This window comes from Campylobacter concisus, from assembly GCF_003048985.1.
Taxonomy (GTDB): domain Bacteria; phylum Campylobacterota; class Campylobacteria; order Campylobacterales; family Campylobacteraceae; genus Campylobacter_A; species Campylobacter_A concisus_AY.
The window spans coordinates 1-19,873 of the sequence record NZ_PIRS01000014.1 but is presented as its reverse complement, the minus strand read 5'-3'; the positions used below and the strand labels follow the sequence as shown (position 1 = coordinate 19,873).

Annotated in this window: 14 protein-coding genes and 1 pseudogene; 3 read left to right on the top strand and 12 right to left on the bottom strand. The window is 40.8% G+C overall.

Annotation, left to right across the window (positions count from 1 at the left end):
* Positions 1–28: 28 nt before the first annotated feature.
* The 9 genes from CVS91_RS09060 to CVS91_RS09020 all read right to left on the bottom strand — a co-directional run bounded on the left by CVS91_RS09060 (position 29) and on the right by CVS91_RS09020 (position 13,794).
* Positions 29–1,861, bottom strand: coding sequence for a dynamin family protein (locus CVS91_RS09060; protein ID WP_107831680.1), 1,833 nt, complete (start codon positions 1,859–1,861; stop codon positions 29–31).
* On the bottom strand, positions 1,854–3,935 hold the full coding sequence (locus CVS91_RS09055) for a dynamin family protein (RefSeq protein WP_107831678.1): 2,082 nt from the start codon (positions 3,933–3,935) through the stop codon (positions 1,854–1,856). The genes CVS91_RS09060 and CVS91_RS09055 overlap by 8 nt, the downstream gene beginning before the upstream one ends.
* Positions 3,936–4,014: 79 nt before the next feature.
* Positions 4,015–5,034: a tRNA (adenosine(37)-N6)-threonylcarbamoyltransferase complex transferase subunit TsaD gene (tsaD, locus tag CVS91_RS09050; RefSeq protein ID WP_107831676.1), complete on the bottom strand. Its 1,020-nt coding sequence runs from the start codon at positions 5,032–5,034 to the stop codon at positions 4,015–4,017.
* The gene (locus tag CVS91_RS09045; protein WP_107831674.1) at positions 5,031–6,329 is read right to left on the bottom strand and encodes a M99 family carboxypeptidase catalytic domain-containing protein; all 1,299 of its coding nucleotides are present in this window, start codon (positions 6,327–6,329) and stop codon (positions 5,031–5,033) included. Before CVS91_RS09045 ends, tsaD begins: the two co-directional genes overlap by 4 nt.
* On the bottom strand, positions 6,329–7,564 hold the full coding sequence (locus tag CVS91_RS09040; protein WP_107831672.1) for a uracil-xanthine permease family protein: 1,236 nt from the start codon (positions 7,562–7,564) through the stop codon (positions 6,329–6,331). Before CVS91_RS09040 ends, CVS91_RS09045 begins: the two co-directional genes overlap by 1 nt.
* Positions 7,551–8,660, bottom strand: a complete 1,110-nt coding sequence (gene dxr, locus CVS91_RS09035; protein WP_107831670.1) for a 1-deoxy-D-xylulose-5-phosphate reductoisomerase — start codon at positions 8,658–8,660, stop codon at positions 7,551–7,553. The genes CVS91_RS09040 and dxr overlap by 14 nt, the downstream gene beginning before the upstream one ends.
* Complete coding sequence (locus tag CVS91_RS09030) at positions 8,642–9,379, bottom strand: phosphatidate cytidylyltransferase (RefSeq protein ID WP_107831668.1); 738 nt, start codon at positions 9,377–9,379, stop codon at positions 8,642–8,644. The genes dxr and CVS91_RS09030 overlap by 19 nt, the downstream gene beginning before the upstream one ends.
* Positions 9,380–10,145: 766 nt before the next feature.
* Complete coding sequence (locus CVS91_RS09025; protein WP_107831667.1) at positions 10,146–11,252, bottom strand: D-TA family PLP-dependent enzyme; 1,107 nt, start codon at positions 11,250–11,252, stop codon at positions 10,146–10,148.
* An 88-nt stretch (positions 11,253–11,340) separates the two neighbouring features.
* Positions 11,341–13,794: a molybdopterin-dependent oxidoreductase gene (locus CVS91_RS09020; RefSeq protein ID WP_107831665.1), complete on the bottom strand. Its 2,454-nt coding sequence runs from the start codon at positions 13,792–13,794 to the stop codon at positions 11,341–11,343.
* Between the two features lie 160 nt (positions 13,795–13,954).
* On the opposite strand from CVS91_RS09020, the gene CVS91_RS09015 reads away from it, so the two are divergent.
* Genes CVS91_RS09015 through CVS91_RS09005 form a run of 3 tightly spaced genes read left to right on the top strand, consistent with a single transcriptional unit; the run spans position 13,955 to position 15,455 of the window.
* Positions 13,955–14,248, top strand: coding sequence for a putative quinol monooxygenase (locus tag CVS91_RS09015; RefSeq protein ID WP_021084216.1), 294 nt, complete (start codon positions 13,955–13,957; stop codon positions 14,246–14,248).
* Positions 14,249–14,280: 32 nt separating this feature from the next.
* Positions 14,281–14,502: a hypothetical protein gene (locus CVS91_RS09010; protein WP_002941152.1), complete on the top strand. Its 222-nt coding sequence runs from the start codon at positions 14,281–14,283 to the stop codon at positions 14,500–14,502.
* Between the two features lie 50 nt (positions 14,503–14,552).
* Positions 14,553–15,455: a hypothetical protein gene (locus CVS91_RS09005; protein WP_107831663.1), complete on the top strand. Its 903-nt coding sequence runs from the start codon at positions 14,553–14,555 to the stop codon at positions 15,453–15,455.
* Between the two features lie 313 nt (positions 15,456–15,768).
* Here CVS91_RS09005 and CVS91_RS09000 read toward each other — a convergent pair whose 3' ends face one another.
* The 3 genes and pseudogenes from CVS91_RS09000 to CVS91_RS10730 all read right to left on the bottom strand — a co-directional run.
* Entirely contained in the window at positions 15,769–18,507 is a 2,739-nt protein-coding gene (locus CVS91_RS09000; RefSeq protein ID WP_107831661.1) for a M16 family metallopeptidase, read from the bottom strand.
* A 100-nt stretch (positions 18,508–18,607) separates the two neighbouring features.
* Positions 18,608–19,324, bottom strand: a complete 717-nt coding sequence (locus CVS91_RS08995; RefSeq protein WP_087583725.1) for a basic amino acid ABC transporter substrate-binding protein — start codon at positions 19,322–19,324, stop codon at positions 18,608–18,610.
* Positions 19,325–19,718: 394 nt separating this feature from the next.
* Positions 19,719–19,873 (bottom strand): annotated as a pseudogene (locus tag CVS91_RS10730) (chemotaxis protein); the annotation flags it as partial.

Sequence of the window (19,873 nt, the reverse complement as noted above, 5' to 3'; positions counted from 1 at the left end):
GCTCGCATGTGTAGTTTGAAGTCAAATTTCACTTTAATATCACCGAACTCTTTTGCAGTTTTTCTAGCTTTAATATTTGCTCTTTTGGCTTTGTTTTTAGGCGTTCAAGCATCGCTATTTTTTGGGCGTAAATTTCATTAAATTCGGTCTTTATATCAAGCAAAGTTTTATTTAAAAAAGAGTTGTTTGAGCACATAAGATCGTCAAATTCATACAAGCTAAAGGCATTTAGCATGCGCTCATAAACCTCTTTTGCGCTTGGGATGTAAAGTGGCGTGCCCATTTGCAGGTGCGAATTTAGCGAGTTTTCGATCTTTTGCTTTAGAAAATAAACCGCGAGCTTAAGCGCATTTTCGTAGTTTGATGCGACCTTTACGTCAAGCTTTTCAAAAAAGAGCGATATCTTTTGCGTCGCCTTAAATTTGGCATTTTCATACTCTCTTAAAAAATTCTCATAGGTCCTGCCAGCGTAGGTATTTATCGATTTTGTCTCGTAGTTTGAGGCAAACTCATCAAATGGATTAAAGCTCTCGTAGCGAGATTTATAAACGAAAAGCTCATCTTCTAAGCTTTTATAAAGCTCATCAAAAGCCGATATGATCTCATTTTCAAGCTCTTTTAGATCTCTTTTATAGCGTTTAAAAAATTTAGAAAAAACGACGTCTTCGTAGATGAGCTTTGAAAAGACCTCGTCCGTGTCAAGGCTTATCATCTCAAAATTTTCGCGCTTATAAATTTCTTTGTTTAAAAGCGTCTTTGTTGGGTTAAATTTTGTCCTAGAAAATGGCTTAAGCAGCTTAAAAACTTCATCGCTTGCAAGCTTGATAGCCTCGCTCATATCGCTGTATCGCAGGGCGATTTTAGGCTTAAACTCCTCTTTTATCGCTTCTAGTTTTTCTTCAAGCGTGGCATTAAATTTATCCAAAATTTCATCAGCTGCGCTATAAACTTTAAGGCGATTTTCTTGCTCGATAATCAAAAAATTTACTATCTTTTTTGCCCTTGCTTTTATGAAATTTTCTTTAAAGCTCGCGTTTAAAAACGTCTCTTTTACCGCACTTAGTGCTTTAGTGAAATTTGAGCTTTCTAGCTCGCTCTTGTTTTTATTTATGATGCCATTGAGTGCTTGCTTTGACGAGATGGCGATGATATCGTCAAAAAGCTCGCCATAAGTTTGCCTAGCGTGCTTTAGCAAGCTTTCAAGCTCGTCCTCGCTTAGCTTATCCTTTTGGTTGATGAAGCAAAGCGCCTTTAGATCGTTTGTCTTTAAAATTTCTTCTACACTTTCAAGCTCACTAGCCTTTGCTGCGTTGTTTGCGAGGCTTAGCCAGATCGCGCCACAGACCTTTTTTAGCGTGTTTTTGGTCTCTTTTGTATCGGCATCTCGTAGTGAGTTTAGCCCTGGCGTGTCGATGAAATTTACCTCTTTTAAAATTTCACTTGGCGCATAAAGTGTCATGCTTTTTATCTGCTCGCTCATGGCGTTTAGCTCTGTAAGTTCGCTGCTAGCTAGCAAGCTCTCGTTGCCATTTGTAAATTTCACGCTAAGAAGCGGCATCTTTGCAAATTTTAGCCGCACAGCCTTTGCTGTGACAGGTGTTAGGCCTGATGGCAAGATGTTTTGTCCAAGCAGAGCGTTTAAAAATGTTGATTTGCCACTTGAAAACTGACCGATGACGGCGATAAGAGGCGGTTCATTTAGAGTGTCGATTAGTAAATTTAGGCTCTCTTTTATCTCATCACTTGCGTGCAGGCTTGGATCATTTAGCTCATTTACCAGCCTTGCTAGCTCGCCTTTAAAGTCGCTTGTAAAAACCTTAAAATATCTCGCCTTATAGGCATTTATGAACTCATTAAACATTTTCTAGCTCCCCTAAAAGAGAGCAAATTTCATCTTGCAAGGCGTTTTGCTCTTTTAGTTTTAAAAGTGAGTTTTGATTTTGCGAGCTAAGCTTTTCTAGCTCACGATCTAGCTTTTTTAGCCTCTGATCAAGCGTGGCTTTTTGAGCGGTTTGGTAGGTTTTTATGAGGTTTAAAAGGCGGTTTTTTTCGTGGTCAGTTAAAATTTCACAAAATTGAGAGATATTTTTATCTTTTGGCAAACCCTCTTTTAAGCCTGAAAGTGCTTCACTTGCGTCACTTGAAATTTTAGCTCTAAATGCAGCTAAAAGCTCCTTAAATTCAAGCTTTACGCCCATTTGCTCTAAAAAGTCATTGATGTTAAAAATCTCATCTTTGCTCATCACATAATCATCAAAATTTAAAGCGATATTTTGCTCGCATGATCTTGTTTGCACCAAAGTTTCGTTTCTGGCCTCTCTCATAAGCGCTATCACACCGTCTCGAAGCGTCGTTTTTGCGATTTGTTCTAGGCGCTCTAAATTTAAGCTTTGCTTTTTGCTTTTGCAGTAGGCTATCTCGCTTTTTACCTTATCGTTTAAGTTTTGCAAAAGCGTCTCAAGCCCCATTTTATAGATGTTTTTGGTGTTGCTGCTTTCAAGCTTTGCAAGCTCGTCTTTGGTTAGATTTTCAAGTTTAGAGAAATTTTCACTAAGTGCGTTTTTGACGTTTGCCTGCTCATTTTGAAGCTTTTTAAGCTCCACTTCATAAGCTTTGAGCAACAAAATTTCAGCCTTAGTGGCCTCAAGCTTGCTATTTAGGATGTTTTTTAGCTCCTTTTGATACGAGCTTAAGACAAGGGCTGATTTTTTAGAATTTTTGCCAAAAAGCACCTCGTAAAGATAGTCCTTAAACTCCTCTACACCGCTATTTGCAGCGCCTTCTAAGAAGCTTTTTGCACTAAGCGCAAAGTAATCAATCTCAACGCCATTTATCTGCTCAGCAATCGCTTTTTTAGTGTAGTTTAGCGTCTCGTTTAGCTCTTTAGCACTTAGCTCATCAGCGTGAGTTAGCACCACAGCAAGCCTTACGATGTGCGAGTTTTCAAGGCATTTTTTTAAAAAGAGCGCGTCTTTTTGCGTGGCACTTTGCGAGGCGTTCATGAGGTGGGCTAAAAGGTCGCACTTTTTCATAAAATTTGTAGTGATCTGTTCCCTTAAAACCACCGCATCATCGATGCCTGGCGTGTCTATGATGCAGACGTTGTCCTTTAAAAGCTCCAAATCGTCATAAAGCTCGACGCTTTTTACGAGATTTGCTGTTTTTGAACTTGAAGAGGTGTAGCTTTTTATCTCATCTATGCCGATATCTACGCTTTTGCTTGGTAAATTTTCACTTGGTATGCCAAGTGCTAAAAGCTCATCAATGCTGTAAAAATTTACCCTTGCAAAGCTATCTTTGGAGTATTTTAAAATGGTTAAATTTATCGTTTCTGGCACGTTTGAAGCGCCAAGGACGGGTTTGTTTAAAAGGGCGTTTAAAAGGGTCGATTTGCCAGAGTTTATGACGCCACTTGCAGCTATGTTAAAAAGCGTTTCGTTTGATCTTTTTTTGGCTGCCATAAGCGCCTCTAAAAATGTTTTATCGCTATCAAGCAAGCTTGCTTTTTCGTTTATCTCATTTAAAAAGTCTAGGTTTTTATGGAAGTGATCTTTTGGCTTGGTATGAGAAATTTTAGCCTCATTGGCGCCCTTGTTTTTGCTTATGATCTTTTCTAAAAAGGTAAATTTCTCATCATCTATGATCTTTTCATCGCGCAATATTCTTAGGTATTTTACTATCTCATCACTTGAAATTTTAGCCTCGTTTAGTGCTTTAAGAGTCGCAAGCTGCGCACTTTGTATGCTAAATATATCTAGCTCAACCTTAAGCCTTTTTAGCACCGCTCTAAACTCATCAAGCGCCATAAACTGATCTAAATTTCTCTCGTCACAAACCAAAAGAAGAGCTAGCAGATCTGGGTAAAATGGCACGCTAGCAGCAGCATTTGTATAAATTTTATTTGCACGCCAAGCCTGTTTTAAAAACTCATCCATAAAGACTCTTTTTATTGATATTTTGGGATTTTATTAAATTTTTACTTATGAAGGTATCAAAAATTTAAGCATAAAAACTTTATGTTTTTTCTAATGAAATTTCAAATTTCTTAAAGCTAACCCTTGGATGTATCGCTAGTTCGCTGTGGCTTACAAACTCTTTTTTTAGGTATTTCTCACGACCAGCCCTTGCTATCATTATCGCATTATCAGAGCAAAACGCAAGTGGAGCTAGCAAAAGCTCGCACTCATTTTTTTGGCAAAGAGTTTCAAGCCTTTTGCGTAAATTTAAATTTGCACTCGCTCCGCCAACCACGCCAAAGCGCTTGAAATTTCTTAGCTTAAAAACCTTTTCAAGCTTATTTAAAATGTGCTCGCAGGCTGTGTTTTCAAAGGCGTAACAAATATCTGCGATATCTTTTTGTGTAATAGTTTTAAGCTTTGAAATTTCAACCCTGACTTGGTTTTTAAGCCCTGAAAAGCTGTATTCAAGGCGTTTGTCGTGAAGAAGTGGGACGGTAAATTTAAACCTATCTTTATCCTCGCACAAAAGTGCATTTTGCTGCACCACAGCACCGCCTGGATAGCCAAGATCAAGCATCTTTGCCACCTTGTCAAAGCTCTCGCCAAAGCTATCATCGCTAGTGCTTGCAAGCTCTGTGATTTCGCCATTTTTGTCAATCTCAAGAATCATCGTATGTCCGCCACTTACTAGCAAAACGCCAAGTGGAAAGGTGGCCTCACGGTCTAAAAAAAGCGAGTAGATGTGGCCAACTAGGTGATTTACGGCGATTAGTGGGATATTTAGGGCGATACTTAGCGATTTTGCCATGCTCACACCACCTATTAGGCTCACGCTTAGCCCTGGCTCGTTTGTCACGGCGATCGCGTTTATATCTTTTAAATTTAGCAAGATATCATTTAAAAGCGCTGGCAGTGCCTTTGTGTGAAGCCTCGCTGCAAGCTCTGGAACCACGCCACCAAAGATAGCGTGCTCCTCTTCTTGCGATATCTTTTTATAATAAATTTGCTCCAGCGTGCCTTCATCTATGAGTGCAACAGAGCTATCATCGCAGCTACTTTCTATGCCAAGTATCATCTAAACTCCACTAGTATCATGCCAGCAAATTTCTCTTTGCCATTTTCGCTTTTGTAAAACTCAACTCGGTAAATTTTGCCATCTTTATCTATGCTATAGCTTTTGTTTAGGCTGTTTTTATCGATCTCTTGCTCGCTCTCATCAACGCTTTTTGTGCCATATCCTATGACATTTACGCGCACGTTTTTGAGTGCTTTTACTTTAAAGCTCTTTTTGACGCTAAATTTGTCGCCACTTTTTAGCACCTGTTCGTTGCCATCGCTCAAAAGAGAAATTTTATCAAGTGGCTTTGCAAACTCGAAGTATTGTGGCTTTAGCTTTGTAACAGAGCGGTTGCCATACTGCACTTTGTAAGTGTCATTCTCTTTTATGACGGCGATTAGCGGATTTGGCGAGTGGTAGTTTAGCTCGCCCTTTTTAAACGGGACGAAATTTATCACAGGTTTTAAATTTTTAAGGCTAAGAGCGTAGCTGTCAAATAGCTCAAGTCTGATCTCTTTTTCGATCGCTTTTTTCACACTTTTTACATCAAGCTCAAATGGCCTAGTAAAACTAATACCAGCCTTTTTCATATACTCTTCGATCGCTACTAGGTGGTAATATGTCCTTTGCTCGGCGTTTAAATTTTTGCTAGCTTCGTTTGCAAAGGCGGACTTGTTTTGCGTGATCGCGTAATAGGTGAGGCTTTTTAGCATCTCTTTGTCGCCCATCGCTGTGTGCGTATTTTTGACGTGATACTGATGTTTTGGATCTATAAGGTGCTTATTTAGCACGTCTTTTACGCTTGAGGCGATAGTTTCAAGCTCTGGGTACTTTGAGCCTGGCAGTGTGCTTTGGTCGATGATGCAGGTGTTGCCCCATTTGTCTGGATTTTCGTCCTTGCTTATAAATTTATCTCTGTAATATCCGCTGCCATCGTGTAAATTTAAGATGAGAGTGACGTTTTTGTCAGTGATGACGTCTTTTATCTTCATCACTGAGTTGTAGTCTGGATCGTCCTTTTCGACGTGGGCGAATTTTCTATTCATATCGCCCTTTGTGCCGCGACTTCGCTCGATGATGCTTGGGAAATTTAAATTTGGCACGACCCAAAGCGAACCTTTTGTGATGTTATAGTCAGTCGCCACGATAGAAGCTGCCAAAAAGCCGCCTGGCTCGTCGCCTTGTATGCCACCGATTAAGAGCATAGTATTGCTACTTGGCTCACCTTTTTTGATAAGTGCATAGTCCAGTGCGCTTGCATTTGCAAGGCTTGCAGCCGCTAGAACTGCTAAAAAAAGTCTAAATTTACGCATTAATATCCTTCATAATGCTTTGTTTTTGGTAAAAGCAAATTTAAAACTATACCAGTAACCGCGCCAAGTCCGATACCTGAAAATTTAACAGCTCCAAGGTCAAGCACCATGCCACCGATGGCAAAGATGAAGATGAGAGCTACGATTATCATATTTCTAGGATCGGCAAGATCGACTCTGTTTTTTATAAGTGTCTCCATGCCAACGCTTGCGATGATGCCAAAAAGTAGCAGCATGATGCCGCCGATGACTGGCGCTGGGATACTCGAGAGCACCGCGCCAAGCTTGCCAATAAAGGCTAGCACGATAGCAGTGATCGCTGCAAAGGTCATGATCGCTGGATTATACGCTTTTGTAAGGCTAACCGCGCCTGTGACCTCTGAGTAGGTGGTGTTTGGCGGACCACCAAAGGCAGCAGCTAGCGAGGTGGCTAGGCCGTCGCCTAAAAGAGTGTTTTTTAGCCCTGGATTTTTCAAAAAATCCTCTTTTGTGACATTTGAGATAGCGAGCATATCGCCGATGTGCTCGATCGCTGGGGCGATGGCGATAGGTATCATATAGATGATCGCTTCGAGTTCAAATTTTGGTGCGCTAAAACTTGGCACTCTAAACCAAGGAGCGTTAGCGATGGCGCTAAAATTAACCATGCCAAAGCAGTAAGCCACGATGTAGCCAGCGATGATGCCAAGCAGGATCGGTATGAGCCTAAACATCCCCCGTCCTAGCATCATGACAACGATAGTGGCGATAAGCGATGTGGCTGCTACGATCATCGCTACGTTTTGAGTGTAAGCCTCAGTAGCTGAAGTAGCCATTTTGACGGCATTTGGAGCTAGTATCAGACCTATGGTCATGATGACTGGACCAACGACAACTGGAGGCAAAATTTTATGCAAAATTTTCTCTCCGCCAAAGCGAACCACAAGACTTAGCGCGACGTAGAAAAATCCAGCAAATATAACGCCGCCCATAGTCACTGGTATGCCCCATTTTTCGATGCCGTACTGAAGTGGAGCGATAAAGGCAAACGAGCTTGCTAGAAAGATCGGTGGGACGTTTTTTCTAGTTATTAGCTGAAAAAGCAGCGTGCCAAGGCCAGCTGTAAAGAGTGCTACGTTTGCATCAAGCCCCGTAAGGATAGGCACGAGCACGAGCGCGCCAAAGGCGACAAATAAAAACTGCACACCGATCAAGCTTTGCTTAAGATCAAATTTATACCCCTCATACCTTTGCATTTAGCATCCTTTTTGCGTATTCTCTAACCTCTTTATCAACTTCATAAATTTCATCTACGCTTGAAATTTTAAGACTCTTAAATTTTTTTGCTGAACCTAAAATGAGCCTTGATATATCCAAAAATGAGCACTTTTTCTCTAAAAAGCTAAACACTCCAACCTCGTTTGCAGCGTTTATGACGACACCTAGATCAGGACTAGCTAAGACTTCATCTTTTAGAGAAAAGACTGGATATTTTTTAAGGCTGATCTTGTGAAATTTGATATTTTTTAGATCAAGTAAATTTGCGTGTGAGACGATATTTTGCTCAACTTTTTCAAAGATAGCATGCGAAATGGCTAGCTTCATATCAGCGCGCGAGAGGTGCATCGTGCTTGAGCCGTCGATAAACTCGACTACGGCGTGGATGGCCGAGGTTGGCTCTATCACGGCCTCGATATCTTTTATGCCGTAAAGCCAGTAAGCCTCCATCACCTCAAAAAGCTTGTTTGTCATCGTCGCGCTATCAATGGTGATCTTTGCGCCCATATCCCAGTTTGGGTGTTTAAGCGCGTCAGACGGCGTGGCATCTTTTAGAAATTTGATCGGCTTTTTATAAAATGCCCCGCCGCTTGCTGTGATGATGAGTTTTTTGGCAGGACTTTTGTTTTCTAGTAGAAATTTAAGCCCAAAATGCTCACTATCAATGGGCAAAATTTCTCTTGTTTTTAAAAACTTGCCACCAACTACAAGGCTCTCTTTATTTGCAAGTGCCAGCCTTTTGCCAAGTGCTTGCGTCTTTAGACTAGGAGCAAGCCCAGCAAAGCCAACAAGGGCGTTTATCACCTTTTTTGAGCTTGAAATTTCAAGCATCTCAAGCAGTCCAGCCTCGCCAAAAAAGATGTTTTTAGCTTCAATGTTTTTTACATTTTTAGCTAACTTTTCATCGCCCACGCAGACAAATTTTGGCTTAAATTTTAAAATTTGCTCATTTAGCAAAGCTACGTTTTTAGCGCAGCTTAGCGCCTCGACGCTAATGTCAAATTTCTCGCAGAGCGCTAAAGTATTTTTGCCGATCGAGCCAGTTGAGCCAAGTATTACCACGATAGCGACCAAAGTAGCGCAACAACGCCAAATAAATAGCCATCTATCCTATCAAGCATGCCGCCGTGTCCTGGAAACAGCGAGCCACTGTCTTTGACACCACAAAGTCTCTTTAGATAGCTCTCAAAGAGATCTCCCCAGACCGCAAAGACGCAGACTAAAAAGCTTGAAAATAGAATTTGAAAAAAGCCTTTTGATACGAAATCTCCAACTATGCAGCCTATGCAGCCAACTACCGTGCCTAGTATCACGCCGCCAACTGCACCTTCGATGGTCTTGTTTGGTGAGCTTGGGCTAAATGGGTGCTTACCAAAGGCTTTGCCAATAAAAAATGCGCCACTATCGCTCGCAACTACGCTTAATATAAGCCATACAAGGTACTCAATCCCATATTGCAAAAGCATCCACATCATAAGAATAGGTATAGTAGGATAGATGAAAGGTGCCACTATCTTTAAGTTTTCATTTTTTTGATAAGCTAAAACAGAAGCAACAAATACAACTGCTACTATTGATAAAAAGATCGGATCCGTAAAAGGTAGAAATCCATAAATAATAAGCGCTGCATAGGTTAATTTTTTATTGTTTATGCCATAAAGATCTAATGATTCTTTAAATGCGAAACAATAAACGACGCCAAGTAATGTGTAATTTAAATAAGGATTGTTTGTATATACAATAATTAAAAATAAGGCAAACAACAAAACGCCAGTGATTATGCGTGATCGCATACTTTCTCCTTAAAATCGTTATTTTGCCGTAATTATAACACTTAAAAGTTAGACGGCGTTTATAAGAGTGAAATTTGGTTTAAAATGTGTTTGAAAATTTGATACGAGCATGAAAGGATGTTTAATGGGGCTTTACATTGCTTGCGTTTTATTGAGACTCCAGCAAATTTTAAAATTTCATGAACGAGTAATTTCGGCTCTAAAATTTGAGCTAAGCTGTAAGCGAAGCCAAATTTTAGTAGTCAATTCTTAGGAGTGAGTTAAATTTTAAAATTTGCAAAATAGTTTTTTAGAAATTTAAAGTTTTTTCTTCTTTGTTAAGGGGGAAGAGGCTTGAATTACGAAGTCGCTCCCTTCCCCCTTAACAATCCCCTAACCCCTACAACGTTAGAGGGGCATGCAATGGTGCTTCGCACTGCATGCAGTTTATCATCTGGCAAGTGTCAGACAAATTTTAAAATTAGAGCTGGCATATCACGGCTCTAAATTTAGTGGCGAGTGGCTACTAGACCTAGATTTAGTAGTCTGCTAAGGCGAGTGAGTGAAAGTTTAAAATTTGCAAATTTGCCTTGTGAAGTCAGATAAATATCAAGCAAATTTTAAAATTTCATGAGCGAGTAATTTCGGCTCTAAAATTTGAGCTAAGCCGCAAACGAAGCCACATTTTAGTAGTCAATTCTTGCGAGTGAATGAAAGTTTAAAATTTGCAAAAAAGCTTTATTGAATTTTAAAATTTAATTTTTTACATAAAACCCAAAGCAAATCCCTACTCTATCTTACCTCTTGCCAAAACTGGCACTTTTTCGCAGACCTCATCGCCACTTACGAGATAGGCGTAGTCATACAAATTTACCACCGGACAGATGTGGTTTGGATAGATACGTACTAAATCGCCCACGCGCACGCTTTTTGCAAATTTCTCATTTAAGATGATCGCATGCTCGTCAAATAGGCTATCTATCCACACCTCGTGCTCTGCGATGAGCCCCATGCCAGGCGTCGTGCAAAAGCCCTCGCTGCGTCTCTCTTTGGTTAGCGCCTTTGCTCCAGCATCAAGGATCGTGCGGGTCGCAGTCGGCCTTGAGATCACGACGCTAAGCACGCTAGCAGCGTTCATATCAAAGCTGCCATAGGCATTTGCCTGCGACGCATCCATAAATATATATGTGCCAGGACGAAGCTCCGTAACGCCTTTTGGTATCTCAAAATCATTTGTCAGCGACGGCGTCGAGCCGATGCTAACGGTTAAATTTTCATACCCAAACTCACGCGCGATATCAGCAAATTTTAGCGTTCTCTTGGTTGCTACTTTAAAAATTTGCTCGCACTCGCGCTTATCTTTTGCCTTGTACGAGTGGCCATCATGCGAGAAAACACCGCAAAATTTCGCATTTTTGCACTCTTTAAAAGCGCCCATCAAAGCTCTAAAATCGCCCTCTTCTATGACGCCCGAGCGGTTTTCACCAACTTCTATCTCGACAAGTAGCCTAGCTATCTCGCCAGCCTCGCCAAATACCTCATCAATGAGCCTTAAAACGCCCACGCTATCGACGCCAAAGCTCACTTTAACGCCAGATCTTACAAGGGCTATGATGCGAGCAAATTTCTGCCTTGTGACGATCTCATTTGCGATGAAAATGTCGCTTAGCCCCTCTTTTGCCATCACTTCAGCCTCGCCCACCTTTGCCACCGTGATGCCCTTTGCCCCACACTCTACTTGCAGTTTTGCAAAGTATGGCATCTTGTGCGTTTTGGTATGTGGTCTTAAGCTTACGTTAAATTTATCAGCGTATTTTTGCATTTTGTCTAAGTTTTTTAGCACTATCTCTTTGTCTATAAGCAGTGCTGGAGTGTCTATTTCAGTGATTTTCATGAGCTATCCTTTCTTTTTTCTTAGATTTTAACTCTAATTATTTAAAAAAGGATAGCTTTTGGCACTTTAAAATTTCAAAGTGTTACTTTTAGGCCTTTCTTGCGCCGATCTTTGGTGCGTCAAACGCCCTGACACGTTTTGGCGTGCCTTTAAATTTCTCGACCTCGACAAGGCTCGTGTGAGCGGTGTTACTCTGGCTCATCTTGCTTGATGGCACGTCTTTTGTGAGCACATTTAAATTTCCATGCAAGCAAAGGCTCTTTTCGCCTGGCACATCTGGGTCGTACCAAGCGCCCTCGCTCACGATGACGACGTTTTGTGGCACGTCCTCGGTCACAAAGGCACCGCACAAAATTTCTCCCCTGTCGTTGTAAATTTTCACTACGTCGCCCATTTTTATCCCTCTAGCTTCGGCTGTTTTTGGGTTTATGAGCACTGGCTCGCGCTCTGCGATCTCGTTAAAATGGCGAAGCACGGAGTTATTTAGCTGCGAGTGAAGTCTAAATTTAGAGTGCGCGCCGCTGATGGCGATAGGGTATTTTTTATTTTTTGCGCCTAGCCACTCAAACGGCTCAAGCCACGTCGCATGCGGTGGGCAGTCATCATAGCCAAAGCCAGCGACCGTTTCAGAGTAAATTTCTATCTTGCCAGATGGCGTTTTTAGCGGATTTGCCACTGGGTCGTCGCGGAATTTCTTGTAGTTTGTAAAGTAGCGTTTTTTCTCATCGACCTTGTCAAATCTAAAATAACCCTTATCCCAAAACTCATCAAAGCTTGGCATGCTCTCATACCCAAGCCCAGCAGCCTTTTTAACGGCATCTTCGTAAATTTCTTTGACCCACTCTAGCTCGCTTTTGCCCTCGCTAAATGCCTCTTCCCTGCCCCACTCTTTTGCGATGAGCCTTGCGATCTCGAAGTCGCTTTTGCTCTCGCCAAATGGCGCAACAAGCGGCTTAATGGCAAAGAGATACTCGCTAGTTGAGTTTGCCATTTCGATATCCGTTCGCTCGCACTCTAGCGCAGCTGGCAGGACGATGTCGCTAAATTTCGCCGTGCTCGTCCAAAATGGCTCGCAAGTGATGATCGCACTAACTTTTTGCATAGCTTTTATCGCTCTGTTGGTCTCTGGATGTCTTGTAAATGTCGAGCCGTTGGCGTTAAACATCACTCTGATCTTTGGTAGCTTGTAGCTCTTGCCATTTCTAGTTATCTCTTTGCCAGGGCTTAAAAGCGCGTCTATGAGCCTTGAGTTTGGCAGCTCGTAGCCCTTGGTCTTTGGCACAAGGCCACTATCAATGAATTTTTGTGGCACCTTCGTCTCAAAAGCCGCTAGTTTAGGCGCTATGAAGCTTTCATCGGCGTTTTTGTGCATGCCGTCATTTGTGACAAAGCCACAACCCTCTTTGCCGATGTGTCCAAGCATCGCATTTAGCGTCACAAGAGCCCAATACGCCATCTCGCCGTGATCTTGCCTTTGGATGGCGTAGCCACTAACTATGACTGAGTCATTTTTAGCTAGATCCTCGCTAAATTTCGCCAGCTCCTGCTCGCTCACGCCACAAATTTTACTTGCCCAAGCTAGGTTTTTATTGACCCCGTCTTTTGTACCAAGCATATACTCTTTAAATTTATCAAAGCCAACGGTGTACTTTTCTATAAATTCTTTGCTGTAAAGCCCTTTTTCAAAAAGGTAGTTGCACATACCTATCATCATCGCCGTATCGGTGCAAGGCACGACTTCAAGGTACTTTGCGCCAAAATATCTTGCGCTTTCGTTGTGATAAACATCAACGCTATAAATTTTCATCTCGCCGCTCTCGCCTTTTTTTCTGATCTCATCGTAGTATTTATATGAGTTGTGAAGTGGCACGCCAATGGCGATCTTGTTTGAAACGACTGGGTTTGTGCCCCAAAATACGATCGTTTTGGCATTTTTTAAGATAGCCTCCCACTTTGTTGGCGCTAGTGTTGGATCGATCGAGCCAGTGATGTGAGGCATGATGACAGTCGCTGCGCCGTATGAGTAGCCACCAAGCTCATTTACATATCCGCCAAGCACGTTAAGTAGCCTCTTTGCGGTCTTTTGGCTGTGACCGACTTTACCAAGGCTACCCCACTGATAAACCTGTCCGTAGATCGCTTCAGCGCCGTATTTATCAAAATTTTCTTTTAAAATTTTCGCACTTAGCTTTATCGCCTCATCCCAGCTCACGCGCACAAACTCCTCTTTGCCACGAAGCTCTGGCTTTGGGTTGTTTGGGTCAGCCAAAAAGCTCTTTCTAACAAATGGATATTTTACACGGCTTTCATTTTGGATATGATCAAGAAGTGCGTTGTTTAGCTCATTTGGGCATGCATCGCCCTCAAACGGCTCAGTCTCAACCACGCGGCCTGCGATAGTTTTTACATAAAATGGACCAAATTTGTTCGCACTTAGCCCGCTTTGCTTGTCAAAGAGCGCCTGAGCTGCTCCGTCAAGCTCTTTTGCCTGAAGGCTTGCTGCACTTAAGGCACCAAGCTTTAAAAAGTCTCGTCTTTTCATTTTTTCTCCGATTTTGGTTAAATTTATTGTTTTTGGTTGGTTTTATGAGTTATAAATTTAGTATTTTGTATCATCTAGTCATGAAAAGGCCTTGTAATGTAATACGCAAACTTGCGTCTAAATTGCGTTATTTTAGCCAAAAAATATTAAAGGATAAGAAATGGTAGGATTTTATGTAAATGTAAAATTAAAAGCTGGATGCGAGGCGAAATTTGAAGAAATTTTAAAAGAGATCGTGCCAGCTTCAAGAAAAGATAAAGGCTGCATAAGCTACGAGTGTGGCGTAGTTGCAGGCTCTAAAAGCGAATACTGCTTTATGGAGAGCTGGGAAAATTTAGAGAGCCAAAAAGAGCACATGAAGAGCGCTCACATGGTGAAAAATGCGGCTGCGCTGGAGGCTTGCAAAGAGAGCCAAGAGGTGAAAATAATAAATTTTGTAAGCGTAAAGGAATAATATTTGCTTAAAAAAGGACAAAATTTAAAAAAATGAGCGAAGAAAAGATGCTTGAGATGATAAACGCGACTGCCGATATTATGTTTATGGCTATACTTAGAGGACGTGTGAGCCTTGAAGCCTGCAAAAAGGATAAGGAGTTCATCGACGCTTTAAGAGAAGAGCTACTTAGCAAAAACCCAAACAAGCTCAAAGTCGCGCAAGACTCGCACCAGATGATCGCCATTTTCGAAAAATACCGCAATAAAAAATAATCCATTTAAAATTTAAATCCATTTGCCGATATAGTGTTAAAGGATTTGACATGATAAACGCACTAAATGGATTTAATCAAAGCTTTAACTATCAAGACACTTTTAATAAGCAGCCAACAACTATCGCAAATTTAGGCAAAGTAAAAATTTCTCCCAATGCCCTAGACATCAAGCATCTATCACTCTCTGGCTACTCGTCAAATTATAAAATTTCTATCTGGGGCAAGATAAACGGGCTTGATAGTTCTATGGGTAAAGACGAAGTTGCTAGCCTTAAAAATTTCGTTGATAGCACGAAGCTTTGGAGGTTAAATTCCATCATCACTAGCGAGAAAAACGGATTTAGCGTAGATGAGTTTAATAAAACTTACAAAATATCTACTAACGTCACCAATGCTCTTGGCGCTCTAATCAATCACGACATTGGCGTACTTCATCTAAGTCGTGAGGCTAGAAATTTGCTAGACTCTGATCTAAGTATCGACGATTTTAAAGACAAATGGCTGGAATTTACCGCCGAAAGGATACTTGGCGAGCATGCAAATGTGAAAATTTCTTTTAAAGACGGTGCCTTGCACTACGAGCAAACATCGGCTAAAAAACGCATAGAAATCATAGGTCAAGCGACGCCGCAGCGTGTAAGCTATGCTGACAAAAACAGCAAAGATGAGTTTTTGAAATTTTTAAAAACAAGCTATGAAAAGGGCGAAAATATCGCTGATGTGCTGCAAAATATCGCCCTTGTGTCAGTTAGAGAAGATGGCGACGAAGATATAGAAGAAGAGAAATTTAAGCCTATGCAAGTTACCAAAAAGAGCGTGACTTACACGGACAAGGATATAAAACGCGAGTTTTTTGAGGAATTTATCAGGCGCGAGGTCGAAAATGGCGCGAGTTTTGATGATCTGGTGCAAAAGCTAAACAAGCTAAAGCCAAAGGATGTGCTGGCTTAGCTTTAGGGTTTAAATTTTGGGGCTGGCTTGGCGCGCTAAATTTATTTTGCTTAAATTTTTGAAGCTGGCTTAGTTCTCTAAATTTCTATTTAAATTTGAATTAAAGAGTTAGCCCAGCCCCAAATTTTTCTACTCAGACTTAAATTTAAAGAGCCATCTTGACTTCTCAAATTTCTGCCTAGGCTTAGATTTCTGGGGACTGATTTAGCTACTCAAATTTCTACTTAATCTTAAATTTTAAAGAGCCAGCTTAGCTCCATAAATTTATATTCAGGCTTAAATTTAAAGAGCTAGCCAGCTGTCCCCCAAATTTCTACTTCGGATTATTTATACTTATCACCATATTTTTCTCATCAAGATATAGCCTAGCAGCCTCTTTGATGTCGTCATTTGTGAGCGCTTTGACCGCATCTATATACTCATCAGCCGTGTAAAGTGGCGTGTTAAAAATTTTATTTGAGATGATGAGATTTTGCCAAAACTCAGGCTTTTCATAATCTTTCTTTATAGAAATTTCACTCTGCGCCTTAAAATCCTCCAAATGTTTTGGCAAGAGCGCGCCATCACGCTTGATACTAGCTATTATCTCCTTTATCTCGGCGATGATCTTGTCCGTGTTTGCAGGGTCGCAAGTAAAGCCGATCACCGCCTTTGAGTGCTCATACGCATAGCGAGTGAGCTTCGCGTTTAGGCTAAAGCCGTATGTTTGGCCTTTGTCCTCTCTGATCTTTTCACGAAGCGCCGTTTTTAAGACCGAGCTTAGTGCTCTTAGCTTGATCACCTCTTTGAAGCTGTATTTTGTATCTAAATTTATTATATCCACGCTCACATCGCTTCTTTTTGTGCTTTGATACTCTCTTTTAAAGGTGTGCTCTCCATTGATGCTTCGCACGCCATCATCCTTAAAATTTTCAGCCTCGCCAAGCTTTGGCAAGGTAGCAATATACTTTTTAACAAGTGGCAAAAGCCTCTCCTCGTCGGTGTCGCCGATGATTACGAAGGTGTATGAGGCTGCGTTTGTAAATTTATCTTTGATGATAGCTTTTAGCTCATTTAGCTTTAGCGCGTCGATCTGCGCCATCTCAATGGGCGCTACACGCTTATTGTTTTCGTAAAAAAACTTGCTAAATTCGGTGCTAAATTTATATTCAGGCAAATTTTGCTCTTTAGCTAGCTCATCTTTTGCTCTTTGTTTTATCCTCTCAAGCACGTTTGCATCGGCTCTTGGCGAGCTAAACTCTAAATTTATAACAGCTAGCAACGAGCCAAGATCACCACTGCTTGAAGAGCCGTAAATGCCCTGTGTAAGCGCTTCTATACTCTTTTCGTAGCTTACTATCTTATCGTTTAGCACCTTTGATAGCTCGTAGTTGTTAAATTTGCCAACGCCACTTTCATTTGTGAGCGCAACCGCAAAGCCGCCAAGCTTAGGATCAGCTAGATCTGAAGTGCCACCCTTGCTAATGGCCGCAAACAAGATGCTATCTTTTTTGGTGGCTAGTGGCTTAAAGATGACTTGCGAGCCATTTGGCAGCTTATAAGTGTATATGCCATGCTTTTGGTCAAATTCACTAGAAAGGATATCTTTTGGCTCTAAATTTTCATTGCCAAGGCTCTTATTTAGGCTCTGGCTAGCTAAATTTGTATCGTAAGGTTTTGCTTCGTCTTTTAGCTTTAAAAAAGCATCTTTGCTAAGCTTAAAGCCATCTTTGCTAAAGACCCTCACACGCTCATCAGGTATGGCTAAAATTTGCCTAAATCTCGCATTTACATCTTCAAGCGTGATCTCGTTTAAGAGCTTTAGGCTAAGGTTTTTGCTATCTTCGTCGCTTAGCACAAAGCCTCCATTTTCGATCATATTTAAAATTTCACTTGCATAAACGCTTGATTTTTTAGTTTTTGAGCGTTTAAATTTAGCCTCTACATTTGCCACAAACGCCTTTTTCACATCACTAAAATCGCCTTTGTTAAAGCCAAATTTCTCAATGCCCTTTAAAACGCTTAACATATCTTTAAGGCTAGCGTTAAAATCATCTCCGATCACATTTGCCTCAAAGCTATAAATTTTTTGCTTTGCTTGAAGCGTTTGCGCCATAAAATCAACACTTAAATTTGATGAATTATTTGCATTTTTTTGCTCATAAAGCATATTTATAAGGCTAGCTATTAGCGCATCTTTTAAATTTCGCTTCACATCAGCCTCGTTTGAAACTGGCTTAAATTTATCAAAAAAACTAAGCCTCACAAACTGAGCTGCCGTCTCGTTTGCATCGTAGTTAAAGATATTTAGCCCATCTTTAAAAGCGATGCTTTTATCTGGATGAACGTAAGAGTTGCTATTTTTCGCTGCACTAAAATTTTTCTCTATCAGAGCTTTTATCTCGTTTTTATCAAAGTCGCCAACTGCCACAAAGCTCATAAATCTTGGCTGATAGAGCCTCTCGTAAAACTCTTGCATGTGCTTAGCATCTACGCTTTTTATCACGTTCATATCGCCTATAGGCACTCTTTTTTGATAGATGCTGCCAGCAAAGATGTCCTTGCTCTGGGCAAGATAGAGCCTATATGCTGGCGTGTTTCGCTGGCGCTCCTCCTCCATTATGACGCCTCGCTCCTTATCAAGCTCGCCTGCGTCGATCTTTACGCCATCGATCCAGTTTGAAAAGACCTTGAAAACGTCTTTTAAATTTTTCTCATTTACATTTATGCTTAGCGTGTAGCTCGTCTGATCATAGCTCGTTTGCGCGTTTAGATCAGCGCCAAATTTAACCCCAAGGCTCTCAAGCTGTTTAATGAGCTCATTTTTGCTAAAGTCACGGCTGCCATTAAACGCCATGTGCTCCAAAAAGTGCGCAAGCCCCTGCTCGCCATCTCTCTCATCAGTCGAGCCTGAGTTTACGACTAGGTAAAAGATGGCTGTATTTTGTGGGAGTTTATTCTCTTTTATATAGTATTTAAGCCCGTTTTTTAGCTCACCGCTTAGCATATCTTTGTCATTTTGCAAGGCAAAGAGGCTAAGCGCTAGGCACAAAAGTAGCAGAATTTTTCTCATAATCCGTCCTTTAAATTTCTATGTAAAAGCGGATTTTAGTATAAATTTTAAAATGCAAGATAAAGCTAGCCTGCTAAATTTGCAGGCTAGTTGGGAGGTGTTATTTTAGTTCGTATTTTTTAAGCAGTGCGTCGTAGCTGCCGTCTTTTTTCATCTCATCTAAAATTTGATTTATCTTAGCGATAAGCTCGCTCTCTTTGTTTTTGTCAAAAGCTATTGAAAAGCCCTCGCTACCATCAACCTCTTTGAAAAATGCCTCTATTTCAGGGTTTTTCTTGATAAAGCCATAGCCGATCGAGCTATCAAGGATGACTGCGTCAAATTTGCCAACTTTTAGCCCCATGATGAGTGGCACAGTATCTTCTGAAGGCACTACTTTTGCGCCATTTATCGCATTTGCAGCTAGCTCTTGGATGGTGCCTTGTTGCACGCCTACTTTTTTGCCAGCCAGCTCCTCTTTAGCTTTTAAAGCGTCGTTGCCTTTTTTCTTTAGGTAGATGTTTTCAGTTAGATAGTATGGCTTTGTAAAGTCAATCGACTTTAGTCTATCAGGAGTCGCGCTCATCGCACTTATGATGCCATTTATCTTGCCAGCTTTAAGCGCTGGGATGAGGCCATCAAAGCTCATATTTATGATCTTGTATGAAAAGCCAGCACGCTTTGAGATTTCGTCTATCAAATCGATGTCAAAGCCTGTTATTTTGTTGTTTTCATCGATGTATTCAAATGGCGGGTAGTTTGCCGCAGTACCAAATTTTAGCTCGTTTGCACAAAGAGCAACAAAAGCTGTCAGTAAAAGAGCAAAGATCTTTTTCATGTCTATCCTTTAAGGTGATTTAAAGCCCTAATTATCGGCATTTATCTATTAAAATTTGTTTAAATTTAGCGCAATGACAGAAATTTACACAAGCTTGTAAAGTGTATAGGCAAGTGTGCCAAAAGAAGTCAGGCAAATTTTAAAAATTTATGAACGAGTAATTTCGGCTCTAAAATTTGAGCTAAGCGGCAAGCGAAGCCAAATTTTAGTAGTCAATTCTTGCGAGTGAATGGAATTTTAAAAATTTGATAGATAATTCTTGAGTGTTAAATTCAAGGTATAGGATTTAAAAATATTATTAAACCCCAACACAGTTTAAACTAGGTTGGGGTTTATTGAGTAGTTTTTCATTAAACAAATTTTAGTTTATTTAAAACCCTAAGCCAGAAATGTTTTAAAATTTATTTTTCCTAACATCTTCAACTATAGCTTTAGCCATCTCATCTACTTCTGATGTTACTTCATTTGCTTGGTTGGCTATTACAACATTCTCTTTTGTTAGATTATCTATTTGAGCAACTGATTGATTTATCATATTTATTCCTTCAC